This is a genomic window from Comamonas sp. Z1 (assembly GCF_008121555.1).
In the GTDB taxonomy this organism is placed as follows: Bacteria; Pseudomonadota; Gammaproteobacteria; order Burkholderiales; family Burkholderiaceae_C; genus Comamonas; species Comamonas thiooxydans.
On sequence record NZ_VOQT01000002.1, the window covers coordinates 363,239 to 382,758 of the forward strand.

At 65.7% G+C, this 19,520-nt stretch carries 18 protein-coding genes; 14 read left to right on the forward strand and 4 right to left on the reverse strand.

Annotated elements, in window-relative coordinates; translation table 11 throughout:
• Positions 1 to 3: 3 nt before the first annotated feature.
• The 6 genes from FSY45_RS05055 to FSY45_RS05080 all read left to right on the forward strand — a co-directional run bounded on the left by FSY45_RS05055 (position 4) and on the right by FSY45_RS05080 (position 4,785).
• On the forward strand, positions 4 to 375 hold the full coding sequence (locus tag FSY45_RS05055) for a dihydroneopterin aldolase (RefSeq protein ID WP_003050921.1): 372 nt from the start codon (positions 4 to 6) through the stop codon (positions 373 to 375).
• Positions 369 to 1,364, forward strand: a complete 996-nt coding sequence (gene ttcA, locus FSY45_RS05060) for a tRNA 2-thiocytidine(32) synthetase TtcA (protein WP_003067973.1) — start codon at positions 369 to 371, stop codon at positions 1,362 to 1,364. The genes FSY45_RS05055 and ttcA overlap by 7 nt, the downstream gene beginning before the upstream one ends.
• An 83-nt stretch (positions 1,365 to 1,447) precedes the next feature.
• Positions 1,448 to 2,179: a DUF4136 domain-containing protein gene (locus FSY45_RS05065; protein ID WP_039050081.1), complete on the forward strand. Its 732-nt coding sequence runs from the start codon at positions 1,448 to 1,450 to the stop codon at positions 2,177 to 2,179.
• A 102-nt stretch (positions 2,180 to 2,281) separates the two neighbouring features.
• Complete coding sequence (locus FSY45_RS05070) at positions 2,282 to 2,764, forward strand: DUF2501 domain-containing protein (protein WP_046460605.1); 483 nt, start codon at positions 2,282 to 2,284, stop codon at positions 2,762 to 2,764.
• A gap of 211 nt (positions 2,765 to 2,975) precedes the next feature.
• Positions 2,976 to 3,617 carry a histidine phosphatase family protein gene (locus tag FSY45_RS05075; RefSeq protein ID WP_003068775.1) on the forward strand — a complete coding sequence of 214 codons (642 nt, stop codon included), beginning with the start codon at positions 2,976 to 2,978 and terminating at the stop codon, positions 3,615 to 3,617.
• Positions 3,601 to 4,785, forward strand: coding sequence for a DSD1 family PLP-dependent enzyme (locus FSY45_RS05080; RefSeq protein WP_046460536.1), 1,185 nt, complete (start codon positions 3,601 to 3,603; stop codon positions 4,783 to 4,785). The genes FSY45_RS05075 and FSY45_RS05080 overlap by 17 nt, the downstream gene beginning before the upstream one ends.
• Before the next feature lie 121 nt (positions 4,786 to 4,906).
• Here FSY45_RS05080 and FSY45_RS05085 read toward each other — a convergent pair whose 3' ends face one another.
• From FSY45_RS05085 to FSY45_RS05100, 4 genes are all read right to left on the reverse strand, one after another.
• Complete coding sequence (locus FSY45_RS05085; protein ID WP_046460535.1) at positions 4,907 to 5,650, reverse strand: phosphoribosyltransferase; 744 nt, start codon at positions 5,648 to 5,650, stop codon at positions 4,907 to 4,909.
• A 7-nt stretch (positions 5,651 to 5,657) separates the two neighbouring features.
• Positions 5,658 to 6,869: a M20 aminoacylase family protein gene (locus tag FSY45_RS05090; protein ID WP_046460534.1), complete on the reverse strand. Its 1,212-nt coding sequence runs from the start codon at positions 6,867 to 6,869 to the stop codon at positions 5,658 to 5,660.
• Positions 6,870 to 6,872: 3 nt separating this feature from the next.
• Positions 6,873 to 7,865: a tripartite tricarboxylate transporter substrate binding protein gene (locus tag FSY45_RS05095; RefSeq protein WP_034362878.1), complete on the reverse strand. Its 993-nt coding sequence runs from the start codon at positions 7,863 to 7,865 to the stop codon at positions 6,873 to 6,875.
• Between the two features lie 192 nt (positions 7,866 to 8,057).
• Positions 8,058 to 9,023 (reverse strand): LysR family transcriptional regulator, encoded by a 966-nt coding sequence (locus tag FSY45_RS05100; RefSeq protein ID WP_223305617.1) that lies wholly within the window; start codon positions 9,021 to 9,023, stop codon positions 8,058 to 8,060.
• Between the two features lie 104 nt (positions 9,024 to 9,127).
• Here FSY45_RS05100 and FSY45_RS05105 point away from each other — a divergent pair, with 104 nt between their 5' ends.
• The 8 genes from FSY45_RS05105 (at position 9,128) to mgtA (ending at position 19,498) form a co-directional block, all read left to right on the forward strand.
• Positions 9,128 to 10,324, forward strand: a complete 1,197-nt coding sequence (locus tag FSY45_RS05105; RefSeq protein WP_046460604.1) for a CaiB/BaiF CoA-transferase family protein — start codon at positions 9,128 to 9,130, stop codon at positions 10,322 to 10,324.
• Between the two features lie 26 nt (positions 10,325 to 10,350).
• The gene (locus tag FSY45_RS05110; protein ID WP_046460532.1) at positions 10,351 to 11,577 is read left to right on the forward strand and encodes an acyl-CoA dehydrogenase family protein; all 1,227 of its coding nucleotides are present in this window, start codon (positions 10,351 to 10,353) and stop codon (positions 11,575 to 11,577) included.
• Positions 11,574 to 12,668 carry a nitronate monooxygenase family protein gene (locus FSY45_RS05115; protein ID WP_046460531.1) on the forward strand — a complete coding sequence of 365 codons (1,095 nt, stop codon included), beginning with the start codon at positions 11,574 to 11,576 and terminating at the stop codon, positions 12,666 to 12,668. The genes FSY45_RS05110 and FSY45_RS05115 overlap by 4 nt, the downstream gene beginning before the upstream one ends.
• Positions 12,669 to 12,684: 16 nt before the next feature.
• Positions 12,685 to 13,662 (forward strand): tripartite tricarboxylate transporter substrate binding protein, encoded by a 978-nt coding sequence (locus tag FSY45_RS05120; RefSeq protein WP_046460530.1) that lies wholly within the window; start codon positions 12,685 to 12,687, stop codon positions 13,660 to 13,662.
• A gap of 74 nt (positions 13,663 to 13,736) precedes the next feature.
• Positions 13,737 to 15,539, forward strand: coding sequence for a lysoplasmalogenase family protein (locus tag FSY45_RS05125; RefSeq protein WP_046460603.1), 1,803 nt, complete (start codon positions 13,737 to 13,739; stop codon positions 15,537 to 15,539).
• Between the two features lie 376 nt (positions 15,540 to 15,915).
• Positions 15,916 to 16,128, forward strand: coding sequence for a hypothetical protein (locus FSY45_RS05130; RefSeq protein WP_034362932.1), 213 nt, complete (start codon positions 15,916 to 15,918; stop codon positions 16,126 to 16,128).
• A gap of 214 nt (positions 16,129 to 16,342) precedes the next feature.
• Positions 16,343 to 16,726 carry a hypothetical protein gene (locus FSY45_RS05135; RefSeq protein WP_046460529.1) on the forward strand — a complete coding sequence of 128 codons (384 nt, stop codon included), beginning with the start codon at positions 16,343 to 16,345 and terminating at the stop codon, positions 16,724 to 16,726.
• An 18-nt stretch (positions 16,727 to 16,744) separates the two neighbouring features.
• A complete protein-coding gene (gene mgtA, locus FSY45_RS05140) occupies positions 16,745 to 19,498 on the forward strand; it encodes a magnesium-translocating P-type ATPase (RefSeq protein WP_148747954.1) in 2,754 nt (917 codons plus the stop codon).
• The last annotated feature ends 22 nt before the right edge of the window (positions 19,499 to 19,520 follow it).

Consider the following 19,520-nt stretch of genomic DNA (forward strand, 5'->3'; position numbering starts at 1 on the left):
TCCATGACATCCACTTCCGGACAACAGATTCTCACGCTCACCGGGCTGCGCTTCGACGCGAGCCTGGGGATTCTTGCGCATGAGAAACAAGAGCCTCAGCCGATTCAGGTCGACGCCGAACTCAATCTCGGCCCCCAGCCCCTGGCTCCGCGCGATGACGACATCCTCCATGTGCTGGACTACCGCAAGGTGCGCCAGATCATCATCGACGAATGCACCTCAGAGCATGTGAACCTGCTCGAGAGCCTGATCGGCAAGCTGGCCCAGCGCCTGCTGCAGCTGCCCGGCGTGCGCGGCGTGCGTGTGAAAATTGCGAAGCTGGAAATTTTTGACGACTGCGAAGTAGCCATTCGCATCGAAACCGGACAATGGTGAACCCCATGAATGCAGTAAACGACAACCCCTGGATTGCCGAAGAGGCAGAAGCCGCCGATGCTGCGGCCGCAGAGAACGCCAACGGCGAAGAAGCCGCCAAGCCCGGCAAGATCAAGATCGAGCGCGAACAGATCAAGCTCGAGAAGCGCCTGTGCCGCGAAGTGGGCAAGGCCATCCTCGACTACAACATGATCGAGGAAGGCGACAAGGTCATGGTCTGCATGTCCGGCGGCAAGGACAGCTACACCCTGCTCGACATTCTGCGCAAGCTGCAAAAGCGTGCACCCGTGAAGTTCGACATCGTGGCCGTGAACCTGGACCAGAAGCAGCCCGGCTTCCCCGAGCATGTGCTGCCCGAGTACTTCCAGAGCATCGGCGTGGACTACCACATCGAGAACCAGGACACCTACAGCGTCGTCAAGCGCGTCGTGCCCGAAGGCAAGACCACCTGCGGCCTGTGCTCGCGCCTGCGCCGCGCCATCCTGTACAAGGTGGCCGACCAGCTGGGCTGCACCAAGGTGGCTCTGGGCCATCACCGCGACGACATCGTGCAGACCATGATGCTCAATATGTTCTACGGCGGCCGCATGAAGGGCATGCCGCCCAAGCTGGTCAGCGACGACGGCAAGCATGTGGTGATCCGCCCCCTGTGCTATGTGCCCGAGAAGGACACGACGCGCTGGGCCCAGTACCAGAACTTCCCCATCATTCCCTGCAACCTCTGCGGCAGCCAGGACGGCCTGCAGCGCGTGGCCGTGGGCAATATGCTGCGCGAGTGGGACAAGAAGTTCCCCGGCCGCATCGAGAGCATGTTCCGCGCCATGGGCAATATCGTGACCACGCACATGATGGATCCCCAGCTGCACGACTTCAGGAACGCCAAGGCCACGGGCATTGCCGATCCCAACGGCGACATGGCCTTTGACCATGAAGAGCTGCCAACCATGGCAGCCCTGCCCGGCGGAGTACAAGTGGTACAACTGTCCTGAGCGGACTTTTGAACTAAAACCGGACCCTGCTGTCCAATCAAAGGCCCATTCCATGGGCCTTTGTCGTTTTCAGAGAAATCATCATGAACCTGCGCAAAACCTCCTTACGCTGGATCGGCCTTGTGGCCCTGACTGCGACGGCTCTGCTGGCCGGCTGCAGCACGGTGCGCGAGGTCAACAGCACGGTGCAGAGCTTTTCCGCACTGAACACCATCCCTGTGCCGGCCACCTACCGGCTGGAGACCCTGCCCTCGCAGCAGGGCCAGGTGAACTTCGCAGCCGTGGAAGCCCAGGCCCAGCATGCGCTGGCCCGCGTCGGCCTGACACGCGATGACTCGCGTGCCAGCCTGGTGGTGCAGATCAGCGCCATGGCCCGCTATGCGCGCGACTGGGCCAGCTGGCCCTATTACGACCCCTACTGGGGCCCGCGCTGGGGCTGGGGCATGAGCTACGGGCGCGGCTTCGGCTGGGGCTTCGGCGGCAGCATGATGTTCAACGAGCCGCCGCTGGAGTACTACCGCGCCGTGAGCATCGTCATGCGCGACATCAAGACCCAGCAGATCGTCTACGAAACCTCGGCCCAGCGCCAGGATGTGTGGACCGACGACCCGGCCATCTTCGGCATCTTGTTTGATGCGGCGCTGACGGGCTTCCCCAAGCCGCCGCAGGGCCCGCGCAATGTGCGCACCGTCATCCAGCCGCCGGCGGCGCAGCCTGCCAGCGGCGCGCCTGCAGCCCCCGCGCAGCCCGCCGCACCGGTCACGCCAGCCACCCCGGCCAACGTGGCACCGGCCACCGTGGCGCCTGCACGTTGATTTGCAATCTTCAACAGTTGCCCGGCCTGCCGCGTGCTAACGTGCAGCTCGCTTTGAACCAGGGTGTCTTCCCTGAGCCCTCGCCATGAAAAGGATGAAGTCATGAAGAAATTTGCTCTCTCCAGCCTGCTTTGCGCCTCCGTGGCCGCGGGTGCCTTCAGCGCCCATGCCAGCGGCCTCGGCGACGCCTTGCGCGGTCAGCTGGGCGGCGGCGCGGCCGAGAGCAGCTCCAGCGCCTCGGGCCTGGGCGGCATGCTCGGCGGCTCCGGAGGCTCTTCGGCACTGTCCGCCCTGGGCCTGGGCAATCTGAGCTCCGGCACGGCCAGCAATGCCGCAGGCGTCCTCACCTACTGCATGAAGAACAACTACCTGAACGCCGACAAGGCCGCCCAGGTCAAGAATCAGCTGCTGGGCAAGCTGGGTCTGGGCCAGAAGGAAGAACCCAAGGACCAGGGCTACCAGAACGGGCTGATGGGCATGGTCACGGGCGCCGACGGCAAGAGCTTCAGCCTGGACAAGGTCAAGAGCAACCTCAAGGAGAAGGCCTGCGACTTTGTGCTGGACAATGCCAAATCGCTGATCTGACACCGAAAGACATGGCAGCCGGCGCTTGAAGCGCAAGCGCTGCAATAGCTAAAGGCTTGCAACCATGGTTGCAGGCCTTTTTTCTTGCCGGCTGCGCCACGATGCAGGCCGAGCGTCGAAAAGTCTGTAACAACAGACCGGGGTACAGGCACACTTTGTTTGCAAGACAATGACTGTTCAATAAAACAACCTACGCTGAACGAGCCAAGACATGCACGCCACGCGCATCATTGCCATCCGGCACGGAGAGACAACCTGGAATGTCGATGGACGCATCCAGGGGCATCTGGATATCCCCTTGAACGACACCGGCCTGTGGCAGGCCGAGCAGGCGGCCCAGGCGCTGGCCGACGAGAGCATTGCCGCCATCTACAGCAGCGACCTGCAGCGTGCCCATGTCACTGCGCAGGCGATTGCCCAGAGATCCGGTGCACCTCTGCACACCACCGCCGGCCTGCGCGAGCGCTGCTTCGGCGATTTCCAGGGCCGCACCTTCAAGGATGTGGAAGCCACCCAGCCCGAGGACGCCCAGCTCTGGCGCACGCGCAACCCGGCCTATGCCCCGCCCGGCGGCGGCGACTCGCTGCAGGCCTTGCGCGAACGCATCTTTGCCACCGTGGACCGGATTGCACGCCAGCACGAGGGCGAGCAGATCGTGCTGGTCGCCCATGGCGGCGTGATGGATGTGCTGTACCGCCTGGCCACGCGCCAGGATTTCCAGACGCCACGCACCTGGGAGCTGAGCAACTGCGCCATCAATCGCCTGCTCTGGACGCCCGACGGCCTGTCTTTGGTAGGCTGGGCAGATACCGCACACCTTCAGCAAGGCAGCCGAGATGAAGCACATTCCTGAGCATCTGCAGACCCTGGTCGGCCAGGCCGTCAAACGCATAGACACGCCCGCCCTGGTCATTGACCTGGACGCCATGGACCGCAATATCGAGCGCATGGCCCGCTTTGCCCAGCAGCATGGCGTGCTCTGGCGCCCGCATGCCAAGCTGCACAAGAGCGCGCATATCGCCCATCTGCTCGAACATGCCGGCGCCTGCGGCCACTGCGTGCAGAAAGTCAGCGAGGCCGAGGCACTGGCCCAGGGCGGCATCACCAATATCTTCATCAGCAACGAAGTCATCTCCCAGACCAAGCTGGCGCGCGTGGCGACTCTGGCCAGGGCACTGAATGCCCAGGGCGGCCGGCTGGCCCTGGCCGTCGATTGCGAGGAAGGCATCACGCAGCTGGCACGGGCCCTGCAGGATGCGCAGGCCGGCGATGCCGCCATGGATGTGCTGGTGGAAATCAATGTCGGCCAGAACCGCTGCGGCGCAGAGCCCGGCGAAGCCGCCCTGGTTCTGGCACAGGCGATTGCAGCCCAGCCCGTGCTGCGCTTTGCGGGCCTGCAGGCTTATCACGGCGGCGCCCAGCATCTGCGCAGCGCCGAGGAGCGCAAGACCGCCATCGAGCAGGTGCTCAAGCTCGTCAACCGCACGCGCCATGAGTTCGACCGCGCCGGCCTGGCCATTCCGCTGATCACGGGTGCCGGCACGGGCACCATGGTCAACGAAGCCGCCAGCGGCATCTATGGCGAAATCCAGCCCGGCTCCTTCCTCTTCATGGACGCCGACTACGCGGCCAACCAGCGCGATGCGGCCCAGCCCCTGTTCGAGCATGCGCTCTACGTCAAGACCCAGGTCATGTCGCTCAGCGGCGATCACGCCGTCTGCGACGCCGGCCACAAGGCCCATGCCATAGACTCCGGCCTGCCCCGGTTGCATGCGCTGGCGCCCGAAAATGCGCTGCGCTTTGCCAACGGCGGCGACGAGCATGGCGTGCTGCACCCCGATGCCGACGCGGGCAACCACAGCGGCTGGCTGCCTGCACTGGGCGAGAGCCTGTGGCTGATTCCCGGCCACTGCGACCCCACGGTCAATCTGCACGATCATCTGATCGGCGTGCGCGGCGGCCGGCTCAAGGGCGTGGTCGAGCGCATCTTCACCGTCGACGGGCGCGGTGCGCTGACCTGATTCGCTCCTGCTCCGGGCCTTGATTGCTATATAAACAAGAGCTTACAACGCATTTCATAAAATGATTTCAAGGCATAAACAGCCTGAAACTCATATATGAAAGGCGCCAGAAGCTCTCTTTTTATGAGCCTTCAGGCCACCAGCCGTCGGCACGGCGCTCCATGCGCGGGCAGTCGTAGGCCGCGACCACGGGGATGGCGCTGTCATCGGCACGCACCAATTTCTGCTGCCACTGCGTGCCCTGGCGCATGGCCACGGCAATGGCGGTCACGTTGGCGCCGCAACGCTCCAGCAGTTTGAGGCCGGACACCATGGTCGTGCCCGAACTCACGGCATCGTCCACCACCAGCACGCGCTTGCCAGTGATCAGACTCAGCTGATTGGGGTCGATATAGAGCAGCTTGCCCTTGCCCGGCGTGGTGATGGAGCTGACGGGCTCGGAGAGCTCGTCGCGATACCAGTATTTGCGCGAGTAACCCAGCGGCACATAGCGGCTGCGGCCCAGGTGGCGCGCCACCAGCGGCGCAAAGGCCAGGCCCAGCGTAGGCAGACCGACAACCACATCGAAGTCATGCGCCCCGGCGCCTTGCGCCATGTGCTGCGCCAGTTGCTCAACCACTTCAATGGAAGCCTGGTTGGCAATCAGCGACGCCACGCAGCGGTCGGGGGCGGAACCGTCGGCCGTGGGCATGCCGCGCAGCGGCAGCAGCAGATAGCGGCCGTCGGGCAATCGGGCCGGATAGCTCTTCGCATAGGGCGGCAGCGGCGACTGGCTCAGCTCGGCCTCGGTGACGGTGGCTTGCCAGTAGTCGGTCGTGGCATCGAAGCCGGGCAGATCCTGGCCGGAGAGGTTGATTTCACTCATACAAAACTCAGTCGCGGCCCAGATAGCTCTCGGCCAGCTTCACCCAATACGAGGCAGTCACGGGCAGCAGGTTGTCGTTGAAGTCATAGGCCGCGTTATGCACCATGCAACCGCCCTCGCCCATGCCATTGCCGACGATGAAATAGTTGCCGGGAACCTGGTTGAGCATGATGGCGAAGTCATCGCTGGCCTGCAGCGGCTGCAGATCGGGAATCAACCATGCTTCGCCGAGGAATTCGCGGGCCACACCGACTGCGAAATCGGTAGCCGCCTTGTCGTTCATGACGGGCGGATAACGCCATTTGTAGTCCACCTCGGCCGTGGCGCGGTGGACTGCGGCCTGGGCATGGGCCATGGCCGTGATGCGCTCGCGCAGCTGCTGACGCACCTCGGGGCAGCGCGCGCGAATGGTCACGCGCAGCTCGCAGGTTTCCGGAATCACATTGGGCGCATCGCCCGCATGGATGGCACCGATGGTGACCACGGCCATGTCGTTGGGGTCGATCTCGCGCGAGCGTATGGTCTGCAAAGCCAGCACCAGATGCGAAGCCACGACGATGGGGTCCACGGCCACATGGGGCATGGCGCCATGGCCGCCCTTGCCGCGGATGGTGATGATGGCCGTGTCCGAGCTGGAATACATCACGCCCGAGCGAAAGCCGAACTGCCCGGCCGGGTAGCCGGGCTCGTTGTGAAACGCATAGAGCGCATCACAGGGAAACAGCTCGAACAGGCCCTGCTCCACCATCTTCTGCGCGCCGCCATGGCCCTCCTCGGCGGGCTGGAAGATCAGATTGAGCGTGCCCTGGAGCTGTTCCTTGCGCGCGGCCAGCAGCGTGGCCGTGTGCCCGTCGTGGCCGCAGGCATGCATCTTGCCGTCGTGACGACTGGCATAGGACAGGCCCGTGGCTTCACGGATAGGCAGCGCATCCATGTCGGCGCGCAGGCCAAGACGTTTGCCGATGTGCTTGCCATTCGGGTGATCGCCGCAGCGCAGCGTCCCCACCACGCCGGTGTCGCCCAGGCCGCGATGGACCTCGTAGCCCCATTCGGCCAGCCTGGCCGCCACGATATCGCCGGTGCGATGCTCTTCGTAGGCCAGCTCGGGATGGGCGTGCAGATCGTGACGCAGGACCAGCATTTCCTGCGCAATGGCTGCCACTTCGGGCAACACGGGCGGATGGATTTCGGCGTGGACAGGGTTCAGCGGCGCAGCCATGGCTTATTCCGCCTGGATGTTGGCCGACTTCACGATCTGGGCATAGCCGGCTTTTTCCTTCTTCAGGAACTGGACGAAGCTGGCCTGGGTGCCGGAGCCGGGCGTGGCGCCGCCGTCTTCCAGGCGCTTGCGCACATCGGGCATCTTGAGCACGGCATCGAGTTCGGTAGCCAGGCGCGTGACCACGGCCTGAGGCGTCTTGGCGGGCACGAACAGCCCCGTCCAGGTGTTGAGGTCAAAGCCCTTGAGTTCGGCCGTCTCGCCAAAGGTGGGCACGGCGTGGATGGCATCGATGCGCTTGGCCGATGTCACACCCAGACCTTCGAGCTTTTTCTGCTGGATCATGGGCACGGCGCTCACGGTGGTGAGCATGCCCACATCGACCTGACCGCCCATCACGTCGCTGGTGATCTGGGCACCGCCGCGGTAGGGCACGTGCACCAGCTTGATCTTGGCACGCTCCTGCAGCATTTCCATGGCCAGATGCAGCATGGTGCCCACGCCCGAAGTGGCGTAGGTCAGCGATCCAGGCTTGGAACGCGCCAGCGCAATCAGCTCGTTGAGATTGTGCGCCGGCAGGCCGGGACGGGCCACGGCGACCACGGGGGCGATGGTGGTCAGCCCCACAGGGGTCAGATCCTTTTCTGCGTCGTACTTGACGGCGGAATTCACCAGCTGGGCAATGCTGATGGGGCCGTCAAAGCCCATGAGCAAGGTGTAGCCGTCGGCCGGTGCCTTGACGGCCTTGCTCACCCCGAGCACACCGCCGGCGCCAGGCACGTTGTCCACCACGATGGACTGGTGCAGGCGCTCGCCCAGCTTCTGGCCGATCAGGCGTGCCGTGGTGTCCACATTGCCACCGGCGCTGAACGGCACGATCAGCGTGATGGGCTTGGTGGCGGGCCAGGCATCGGCGGCGGCAAAAACGGGAGCGGAAAAACCGGCCGCCGCCATCAGGGCGGCGGTCGCGACAAGAGAGCGGCGTGGTATGGACATGTACAGGCAGCAGTGGGTCACGAGCACCTTGCCGCAGCATGCGGACGGCAGAGTGCCCGTGCAGGCCGGCGGGTCAAGACAGCTTGCCGACCGGGGAGATGCGCGAAATTATCGGCTCGCTTCTCGCGAAATCTCATAAATAAAACTACTTAGCAATCGATGCTTACCCCTGGAAACCTCTGATCCACGACCTCAAAGCACTGCCTGTCGGGCCATCAAGGCACCGGCGGTCTCGGCTACCAGGGTCGCCACCGCCTTGCCTGCCAGAGTGAAAGGACGCTGACTGCTGGTAGCCAGCACCACATGCTGACGAAATACCCGCTCCGCCAGCGGAACGGCGGCGAGGCTGCCACAGGCCAGCTCCTCGCTGACGGCATGGCGCGGCAGCAGCGTGGCGCAGTCGTGCCGAGCCAGCATGCTCTTGAGGATCACCGAGGAGCTGGCCTCCAGGATCACGTTCAGGCGCACTCCATGTCGGCCCGCGTGCTCATCGAGCAGGTTGCGGATGGCGTTGGGAGGCACCGGCAGCACCAGCGGCAGGCGCTCGAGCGTCTGCAGGGCCATGCTGACCGGCAGGGCCGTATCCGCCGGCGCCAGCATGCGCTGCAGCACACGCTGGCGGGCCACCACGCAGATCTGCGCATCGGCAAGCTTGCGGTAGCTGTTGCTGCCTCTGGCCCGGTAGCGGTTCAGGATCGCCATGTCGATGCGGCCCTGGCTCAGCGCCACCTCCATGTCTCCGCTATAGCCCTCTATGACGCGCAGCCGGATCTCGGGAAAGCGCTGCGCCACCTCGCCATACAGTGCCGCAGCCATGAAGCCGGCCACACCCGGCACCAGGCCCAGCGTAACCAGGCCGCTGGGCACACCGGTCAGCTCCTTGCCCAGGCGCACCAGCGCCTCGGCCTCGGACAGCAAAGCCGAAACGCGCGGCAGCATCTGCTCGGCCAGTGCCGTGGGCTTGACGCCGCGTCCCGTGCGATAGAAGAGCGCGCCACCCAGCGCGCGCTCCAGTTCGGCGATCTGCCGGCTCACGGCCGACTGCGCCAGTCCACGCTCGACGGCCGCGCGTGTCAGGCTGCCGCCCTGGATCGCGGCGGCCAGCGTCCTCAGCGACTTCAGTGTCAGCAACTCCAGGGCTTCGGTGGCGTGGGTCATGGCAGCTTCTGCATCCATCTGAAAGCGAGATATCTGATTCTCATATTTCTGGTTGGCTCGCGGCTAGCTGTTTTCTACATTGACCTTCAGGAGACATGCACACCATGAACGGACCTCTCACCGGACTGCGCGTCCTGGACATCGCCACCATCATTGCCGCGCCCTCGGCTGCGGCCCTCCTTGCCGACTACGGCGCCAGCGTCGTCAAGGCCGAGCTGCCCGGCGCAGGCGACGGCATGCGCGACTTCCCACCGCACAAGGACGGCAAGCCTCTGTGGTGGAAAGTGACCAACCGCGGCAAACGCCTGGTCACGCTCGACCTGCGCAAGCCCGAGGGCGCCGCGCTGCTGCTGCGCATGCTGCCCCAGTTCGATGTGCTGATCGAAAACTTCCGCCCCGGCACGCTGGACCGCTGGGGCCTGACCAAAGAGGCCTTGTGGCAGGCCCAGCCCAGCCTGGTGATACTGCGCACCACGGGCTTCGGCCAGAGCGGCCCCTACCGCGACCGGCCGGGCTTTGCACGCTTGTTCGAAGCCATGGGCGGCCTGACCTACATCAGCGGCGAAGCCCAGGGAGCGCCCATGCACTCAGGCTACCCACTGGCCGACAACGTCGGCGGACTGTTCGGCGCAGTAGGCGTGCTGGCTGCGCTGTGGCGCCGCTCCCGCGACCCGCAGGCCCCGGGCGAGGAAATCGACCTATCGCTGACCGAGGCCACGCTCAAGCTGCTCGAGTTCCTGCCCATCCAGCACGAGCAGCTAGGCACCGTGTATCAGCGTTCGGGCAATGCCAACCAGTACTCTGCACCGGCCGCGGTCTACCGCACTGCAGACGGGCAATGGGTATCGCTGTCGGGCAGCACCAATGCCATGTTTGCCAACAACTGCCGCGCCATAGGCCGGCCCGAGCTGATAGACGAGCCATGCTTCGCCAACAACCGTAACCGCGTGCAGCATGCCCAGGAGCTGAACGGCATCTTCGCGGCCTGGTGCGCAGCACATCCGCTGGCGGCGGTACTGGCCGCCTTCGAAGCGGCGCAGGGCACCATCGCCCCGGTCTACGGCATTGACCAGATCGAGGCCGACCCGCACATGCGCGCTCGCCAGGCCCTTTGCGACGTGCCCGACCGGGACTTCGGCAGCGTGCGCATGGCCAATGTCGTGCCGCGGTTTGCCCAATCGCCCGGCAGCATCCGCCACGCCGGCGGTTCACTGGGGCAGGACAACGAAGCGTTCTACCAGGGCGAGCTGGCAATGCCTGCCGCCGAACTGGCCCGCCTGCGCGAGGCAGGCGTCATCTGAGGCAGATCTGAAACAAAGGAGACCCCATGTCGATTCCCGAACCCCACCACCCGCTTGTGCGCCTATCGCCCGATGAAGCCGCTCTGCTTGAGCGCGTGAAAACTCTGGTGACCGAGCGCATCGGTCCGGACGCCGACCGCGTGGCGCAGCAGGACGTCTTCGCCTGGGATACCTTCCGGCTGCTATGTCGCGAAGGCATAGTCGCCACCGCGTTCCCGCGCGCGCACGGCGGCAGCGAGGCGTCGATGATGCTGCGCGTGCGCATCATCGAGGAAGTAGCGTCTGTGTGTTCGACGGCCGCTTCTCTGGTCACAGGCACCGACCTGTCCTCGCGCCCCATCGTGGCCGGCGGCAGCGAGGCGCTGCGCAGCGCGCTGATCCCCGACCTGGCCAGCGGCGCACGCCAGTCGGCCTTCGCACTGACCGAACCCGGCGCAGGCAGCGACGTGGCGCGGCTGGGAGCGCACTATGCGCCAGCGCCGCAGGGCGGCTGGACGCTCAATGGCCAGAAGAAGTTCATCACGCGCGCCAACGTAGCCGACATGTTCGTGGTGGTGGCGCGCCAGGCCGACGGACCCGGCGGCGGCCGCGGACTGAGCGCCTTCGTCGTGCCGTGCGACACGCCCGGCATCACGGTATCGCCGGTGATTCCCAAGCTGGGCTGGTACGGCGTGCCGATTGCGCTGGTCAGCTTCGACGACGTGCACATCGCGCCGGAGCACCTGCTCGGCAAGGAAGGCGAAGGCATGGCGCTGGCTCAGGACACATTGCTGCGCGCACGCATCGGCCACGCTGCGATCGCGCTGGGCCGCGCCGCAGGTGCGCTGCAGATTGCCGCCCAGTACGCCAACCAGCGCCAGGTCTTCGGGCAGCCGGTGGGTGCGCACCAGGGCATCCAGTGGATGGTAGCCGAGATGGCGGCCCAGATCGAGGCCGCACGCTGTCTGGTCTACAGCACCGCGCAGCGCTACGACGCAGGCGATGCCGACGTGGCCATCCATGCATCGATCGCCAAGCTGCATGCCACCGACCTGTGCATGCGTATCGTGGTCGACTGCCTGCAACTGCTGGGCGGCAACGGCTACCTCAAGGCCTTCCCGCTGGAGCGCTTCCTGCGCGACGCCAAGATGAACCAGATCGGCGAAGGTACCAGCGAGATTCACAAGACGCTGATCGGCCGCCATGTGCTGCGGCGCGCCGCCGCGCTGCCGCAGCACCCTTGCCTGGACATGGAGCCGGAGCTGTGGACATGAACAATGCACTGACCAACGACCTCTGTCGCCGGCTGGGCATACGCCTGCCCATCTTTGGTCTGGCCCACCGCATCGAAGTGGCCGCCGCGATCTCGCGGGCCGGCGGGCTGGGCGTCTATGCCGCCGCGCGTGACGGCCCGCACGAGCTGCAGAAGAAGCTGCGCCAGCTGCGCGAACTGTGCCCCGACCACCCGGTAGGCGTGGACCTGCTGCTGCCCACCGGCCTGCCCGAACACGACGACCGCGTAGCCGTGGATGCCGCGCTGCCGCAGGAGCACAGGGATTTCGTGCAGGGCCTGTTCAGGCAATACGACGTGCCGCCGGCCACCGAGGGCAACTTCTTCTCGCAATACGTACGCTCGCAAAGCTTGTTCGAGGAGCAGGTGGACGCCATTGCGGGCAGCGATATCGATGTATTTGCCGCCGGCGTCGGCACGCCGGTGGAGGCGCTGACACGCATCAAGGCGCGCGGCCTGCACACCATCGCCCTAGTCGGCAGCGTGCGCCATGCGCAGAAGGCGATCGCAGCCGGGGCCGACATCCTGGTGGCCCAGGGCTATGACGCGGGCGGCCACACAGGGCCCATCGGCACCTTCACGCTGGTGCCGCAGATCGTGGCGGCAGCCGAGGGCCGGCCAGTCATCGCGGCCGGCGGCATCGGTACCGGGGCACAGGTGGCTGCCTCGCTGGCACTGGGCGCGCAGGGTGCCTGGCTGGGCACGCTATGGCTGGGCACGCGCGAGCACGAAATGCCGCAGGCGCTGGCGAAGAAGCTGATCGCGGCCGACAGCGAAGACACGGTGATCACGCGCGCCCACAGCGGCAAGCCCTGCCGCGTGCTGCGCAGCGCGTTCAGCGACGCCTGGGCACAGCCCGGAGCACCCGAGCCACTGTCCATGCCCTACCAGCAGGCTCTCACCGGCGATCTGCTGGCGGCGGTGGAACAGCACCAGATCGGGCCGCTGATGTACGAGGCTGCGGGGCAGAGCGTGCACTGGCTGCGCGGAATCGAGCCCGTGGCAGCCGTGATGGACCGCCTGGTGACCGAGACACGCCAGGCCCTGCAATCAATGGCGAGTTACATCGCCTAGAACCGGAGAGACAAGCATGGACCGTCGGCAATTCCACCTTCACCTGTTGCTGGCCGGCCTGGTGCCCGGCATGGCCCGCGCCGGCACCGCTCCGAGCCCGGACGGCTACCCCGATCGACCGATCCGCATCGTGGTGCCCTACCCCGCAGGCGGCGTCGTCGACGTGGTGCTGCGCGCCGTCTGCGACCCGCTGTCCAACGCACTGCCGCAACGCATCGTGATCGAGAACCGTCCCGGTGCCGATGGCCGCATCGGCCTGGATGCGGTGGCCAAGGCCCCGGCCGATGGCTACACGCTGCTGGGCGTAGCGCCGATCCTCGCGGTGGGCGAGCACCTGATGCCTGAGATGAAGGCGCGCAGCAAGGACTTCGTGGGAGTGTGCGGCGTGGCCGCGCCGCCGACGGTGTTCGTGGTGCACGACACGGTGCCTGCCAGGACGCTGAAGGAGTTCGTCGCGCTGGCTGCCGCCAGACCGGGCGAGTTCAACGCAGCCAACCCCGGCACCGGCAGCTCCATCCACCTGGCACAGGAACTGTTCTTCGAGCGCACCGGAATCCGCTTGACCAACGTAAGCTACAAGGGCCAGCCGCCGGCGCTGCTGGACCTGGGCTCCGGCCTGCTGCAGTTCGCGCTGATCTCGCAGAGTCTGGTGCTGCCGCTGATCCAGTCCGGCAAGGTACGGGCTCTGGCTGTCAACGCCGCAGCGCGCACGCACTCGCTGCCCGAGGTGCCCACCATCGCACAGGCCGGCTATCCCGATATTCTGGTGCAGTCCTGGTACGGCATTGCCGCACCGGCGAAGACGCCCACACCGGTGGTCGAGTGGCTGAGCCAGCAGTTCCAGCGCGCGCTGGCGATGCCTGAAGTGCGCGCGCGGCTGGCAGCCACCGATGCGGAAATCCTGGCGCTGGATGCGGCACGCTTCACCGAGCTTATCGCCGTGGAGACCAGGCGCTGGGGCGCGTTGATCCACAAGCGCGGCATACGGTTGTGAGCGCCCGCGCCAAGAGCCGCAACTAGGGAAGATGCGAGGCGCCGTGCGCCACGCCCTGCCCACAATCGATGACCATGCTCTCCCCCAGCCAAGTCATCGTTTTGGCCACGCCGGTCTTTTTCGCACTGATTGCCGTGGAATGGATCATCAGCCTCAGACGCGGGCGCAATGCCTATGCGCTGGCCGATGCCATCAGCTCGCTGAACCTGGGCATCCTGAGCCAGACCAGCGCCGTCTTCACCAAGCTGCTGACGCTGGGCATCTACACCGTCGTGGCCAGCCATGTGGCTCTGATCGAGGCCGATGCCTTCTGGCTCAGCCTGCCGGGCTGGCTGCTGGCCCTGCTGTTCTACGACCTCTGCTACTACTGGCTGCACCGCATGGGCCACGAAGTGGGCGTGCTCTGGGCCGCCCATGCCGTGCACCACCAAAGCCAGGCCTACAACCTCTCCACCGCGCTACGCCAGACCAGCTCCGGCGCGCTGCTGGGCTGGATCTTCTACCTGCCCATGGCCTTGGCAGGCGTGCCGCCACTGGTGTTTGCCGTGGTCGGGCTGATCGACCTGCTCTACCAGTTCTGGGTGCATACCGAGCAGGTCAGGAAGCTGGGCTGGTTCGACCGCTGGTTCTGCGCGCCCAGCAATCACCGCGTGCACCATGCCGTCAACGAGCGCTATCTGGACCGGAACTACGGCGGCATTCTCATCGTCTGGGACCGGCTCTTCGGCACTTACAAGACCGAGGACGACGAGGAGCCCTGCGTCTACGGCACACGCGGCCTGCTCAAGAGCTGGGACCCGCTCTGGGCCAACTTCAGCGTCTACCGCCAGCTGGCGCATGACAGCTGGCATGCACGCAGCTGGCTGGACAAGCTTCGCGTCTGGTTCAAGCCGCCGGGCTGGCGGCCAGCCGATGTGGCTCAGCGATTTCCCAGGCCCGTCTTCGATCTGGACGAGCACCGAATCATCTATTCGCCTCCCATGAGCACTGCGCTGCGCTGGTTTGCCGGCCTGCAGTTTGCAGCACTGGTTGCGGGCACCTCGGTCTTTCTCTGGCATGCCGACCAGTCACCGCCGGCCGCCAATCTGATCTGGTTCGGCGTGCTCCTCACCGGGCAATGGGCTCTGGGCGCTGCCATGCAGGGACGCATCAGTCTGTGGCTGGCACTGATGCTGCAAAGCGGCGCACTGGCCACGGCCACGGCAGCGCTCGGTCTGCAGCAATGGCATTGGCTGTTCAAGCCTGCCACCATGGTTTTTGCTCTTACATACATAGCTTCCTGCGCAATTCAGACAATGAGATCAATGCAAAACCTGCCTCAAAAGCATGTTCAACTGCTGCTGGCAGCTATTGTTTTTTCCATGGCTGGCGATGTCTTCCTGATGCTGGACGGACAGCTGCCATCCAGTCTGTTCATTCCCGGTCTGGTCAGCTTTTTGCTGGCCCATGTCTGCTACGTTGCGCTATTCAAGTTCGATATGCCCTGGTTTGCCGACCGCCGCGCTCTACTGCTGGTGGCTGCAATCGGCGCAGCCATGTATGTCTTTCTCTGGACCCATGGCCTGCCTGCCGCCCTGCGTCTGCCCGTGGCCGCCTATGTCGGCGTCATCGCCTTGATGGCGACGCAGGCCTGGGGACGCTACCAACTCCTGCAAAGCCGTCCCGCGCTACTGACCGCACTGGGCGCCAGCTTTTTCATGCTCAGCGACTCCATCCTGGCCATCAATCGTTTTGTGCAGCCTCTGCCCTGGTCGTCGGTGAGCGTGCTCGGCAGCTATTACACCGCACAGGCCCTGATCGTCTGGGGCTGTGTGCGCCAATGGGCCGAGCCTGCAAGCCGCCAGGCCCAGCCGCAATTGCAACTGAAAACCACCTAGGGTTGACCCTGAACCCGGTCTGGGCCGATAATTGCCAGATCGCAATTTCAGGAGTCCCCCGTGGACAGTGCCAGTTCAACCAGTGACAAACAGCGCGCCGCAATGGCTTCGCTGCAGGCTGACTGACCGACTCCCGTGATGGGGGCGGCCATGTCGGTCGGCTCTCATCCATTGCTGCGTTTCCCCTTGGATCCTTGCGCCCGGCCGGCGCATCAGGGTCATGGCGCGTGCCTACAGCATGCCGCTCATGCACCTCAGACTCCAGGCGCTGCTTTTCACTGACCGCGTGTCAGTGGCTGCCTTGATGCTGCCCCTGCCCACGCCGCTTGACGGCCCTGCTTCACGGCGGTCCTCCTGGTTCGCCAAGGAGAAAGCCATGACCACACCGTTCGTTCGCCCCGCCATGCATCGCCTGCAGCCTGCTGCGGCCGCACCTCGCCCTGGCGCCGCCGGCCCGTGCATGGCTGCGCCCCAGGCACAGATGCAGGCACAGGCCCCATCTGCCATGGAGCATGCCATGCACCTGGACCTACAGACCAGCTGGCCCACGCACCGCATCCGCAGCTTCCTGAGCCTGCAGCCACGCTGAGCGCGCGCAGCCGCCCTCCCCGCCCATCCGTCAGAAAGGAGTTCCGCCATGGACCCTGATCCGAGTCGATCTTGCCCTGACTTCGTCCCTGATGTCCGGCCGCGCACGCCTGCGGCCTGTCCATTCCTTCCCAAGGCCCCGGCCGGGAGGCCCGTGCACGTCCATTGACGGACAAGTGCCGGGCTTCTTTCGGCCGCAATGAAAGAAGCCCGCCATGCAACACATCATCACCCCGCTGCGCGCCACTCCCGCCGCCCCACGCGCCAGCACGTCCCGCACCAGCACACTGCAGCTGGCACTGCAAGCCGCCATTGCGGCACGCCACACCGGACAACTGCACACCCTGCTGCAGCAGCACGGTCCTGACCTCTTCGCCCATGCCCTCGTGGCGCTCACGCAGCGCCAGCAGGCCGACATTCTGTCCCTGCTGGCGGCGCAGGAGCGCGCCGAGGTGTACCGCCATCTGCCCGCCCATGCCCGGCGCCAATGGCTGCAGTCGGCCACCGTGGCCCGCCTGCCACTGCGCCGCCGCCTGCTGTGCGCCTGCCAGCGCAACTGGCACTGGCTGCGCACCACCCTTCGTTCGAGCCAGGCCTGAGCCACCGGGGAGGTCGCCATGAAAAACCTCAAGCACCTGTTCCAAGCCTTTCTGCGCAGCCGCCACGCCCTGGGGCTGTTTCGGCGCAACGCCCTGCCCTCGGGCACGGCTGTGCACCGCTCGGTGTCTCCCGCCCTCACGCGGGAGTTGCTGCGCGCCTCGCGCGACGACATCTCCACCGTGCTGGCGCGCACCGGCTCCAGCGAGGACGGATTGACGCGCGAGCAGGCCCGTGCTGCGCTCACGCGCTTCGGTCCCAACGAGGTGGAGCACGAAAAGCCCCTGCCCGCCTGGCTGCACCTGTGGTACTGCTACCGCAACCCCTTCAACCTGCTGCTGACGCTGCTGGCCGTGGTCTCTTATGTCACCGAGGACATGAAGGCCACGGTGGTCACCGCCTCCATGGTGCTGCTATCCACGCTGCTGCGCTTTGTGCAGGAAGGCCGCTCCAACCGCGCCGCCGCGCGGCTCAAGGCCATGGTCAGCAGCACGGCCACGGTGCTGCGCCGCAACGGCGGCACCCATCTGCCAGCCGACGCCGAGGCCCCCGACGCCCAGCACAGCGGCTTCGGCCAGCAGGCGCGTCGCTACGAGGTGCCGCTGTGCGAGGTCGTGCCCGGCGACTTCGTGGTGCTGTCGGCCGGCGACATGATTCCCGCCGACTGCCGCGTGCTCAGCGCCAAGGACCTGTTCGTGAGCCAGTCCGCCATGACCGGCGAATCCTTGCCTGTGGAAAAGCGCGCCGACGCGGGAGCCTCGAATGGCGCAGGCGTGCTCGACGCCAGCAACCTGCTGTTCATGGGCACCAACGTGGTCTCGGGCACGGCGCTGGCCGTGGTTCTGAGCACGGGCAACCGCAGCTACTTCGGCACCATCGCCACGAGGGTCACGTCCAATGAGCGTGCGCCCACGGCCTTCGAGACCGGCGTCAACAGCGTCAGCTGGCTGCTGATCCGCTTCGCGGCCGTGATGGTGCCCGTGGTGCTGCTCATCAACGGCTACACCAAGGGCGACTGGGCCGAGGCCTTCCTGTTCGCGCTGTCCGTGGCCGTGGGCCTGACGCCCGAGATGCTGCCCATGATCGTGACTTCCACCCTGGCCAAGGGCGCCGTGGTGCTGTCGCGCCGCAAGGTCGTGGTCAAGCGGCTGGACGCCATCCAGAACTTCGGCGCCATGGACGTGCTGTGCACCGACAAGACCGGCACGCTGACCCAGGACCGCATCGTGCTGGAACGTCACACCGACGCCTTTGGCCAGCCCTGCGACGAGACGCTGCGCTTTGCCTTCCTCAACAGCCACTACCAGACCGGCCTGAAGAACCTGCTGGACCGGGCCGTGCTCGAGCATGTGGAACTGCACACCCAGATGCGCGTGGCCGAGGACTACCGCAAGGTGGACGAAATCCCCTTCGACTTCGAACGCCGCCGCATGTCCGTGGTGGTGGCCGAGCGCAACCACCACCACGAGCTGATCTGCAAGGGCGCGGTCGAGGAAATCCTGGGCGCCTGCACCCACCTGCGCGAGGGCGACAGCACACGTCCGCTGGACGAGGAGCAGTTGGCCCGCGTGCGCCGCGTGACGCGCGAGCTCAACCGAGAGGGCCTGCGCGTGGTCGCCGTGGCCATGAAAGAAGTGCCACCGCAGAAGAGCGACTACGGCGTGGCCGACGAGTCGGAGCTGACCCTGATCGGCTACATCGCCTTCCTGGACCCACCGAAGGAAACCACGGCCGAGGCGCTGGCCGCCCTGGCCGCGCACGGCGTTGCCGTCAAACTGCTGACCGGCGACAACGAGCTGGTGGCCGCCAAGGTCTGCCGCGATGTGGGCCTGCCCGCAGACCACATCATCCTGGGCACACAGATCGAGCACATGAGCGACGAGAAGCTGCGCCAGACAGTGGAGCAGTTCCAGCTGTTCGCCAAGCTCACGCCGCTGCACAAGGAGCGCGTCGTGCACGCGCTGCGCGCCAACGGCCACATCACGGGCTTCATGGGTGACGGCATCAACGACGCTCCGGCCCTGCGTGCGGCCGACATCGGCATCAGCGTGGACAGCGCCGTGGACATCGCCAAGGAAGCCGCCGACATCATCCTGCTGGAGAAAAGCCTGATGGTGCTGGAACAGGGCGTGATCGAGGGCCGGCGCACCTTCAGCAACATGCTGAAATACATCCGCATGACGGCCAGCTCCAACTTCGGCAACGTGTTCTCGGTGATGGTGGCCTCGGCCTTCATCCCCTTCCTGCCCATGCTGCCGCTGCACCTGCTGGTGCAGAACCTGCTGTACGACCTCTCGCAGATCGCCATCCCCTTCGACAACGTGGACGACGAGCTGGTGCGCCAGCCGCTGCGCTGGAACCCTCAGGACCTGGGTCGCTTCATGCTCTTCTTCGGGCCCATCAGCTCGCTGTTCGACATCCTGACCTTCGCGCTGATGTGGTTTGTCTTCGCGGCCAACACGCCCGAGCAGCAGACGCTGTTCCAGTCGGGCTGGTTCGTCATCGGGCTGCTCACGCAGACGCTGATCGTGCACATGATCCGCACGCCCAGGATCCCCTTCCTGCAAAGCCGCCCGTCCTGGCCGCTGCTGCTGGCCACGGCGGCCGTGATGGCGGCCGGCATCTTCCTGCCGATGGGGCCGCTGGCCGGCTACTTCAAGCTGGAGGCGCTGCCGCCGACCTACTTTCCGTGGATGATTGCCATATTGCTGGGATACGCTTGCCTGGCCACGCTGCTCAAGCGCGTCTACATCCGCCGCTACGGCTGGCAGTGATGCCCCCTTCAACACATTCACC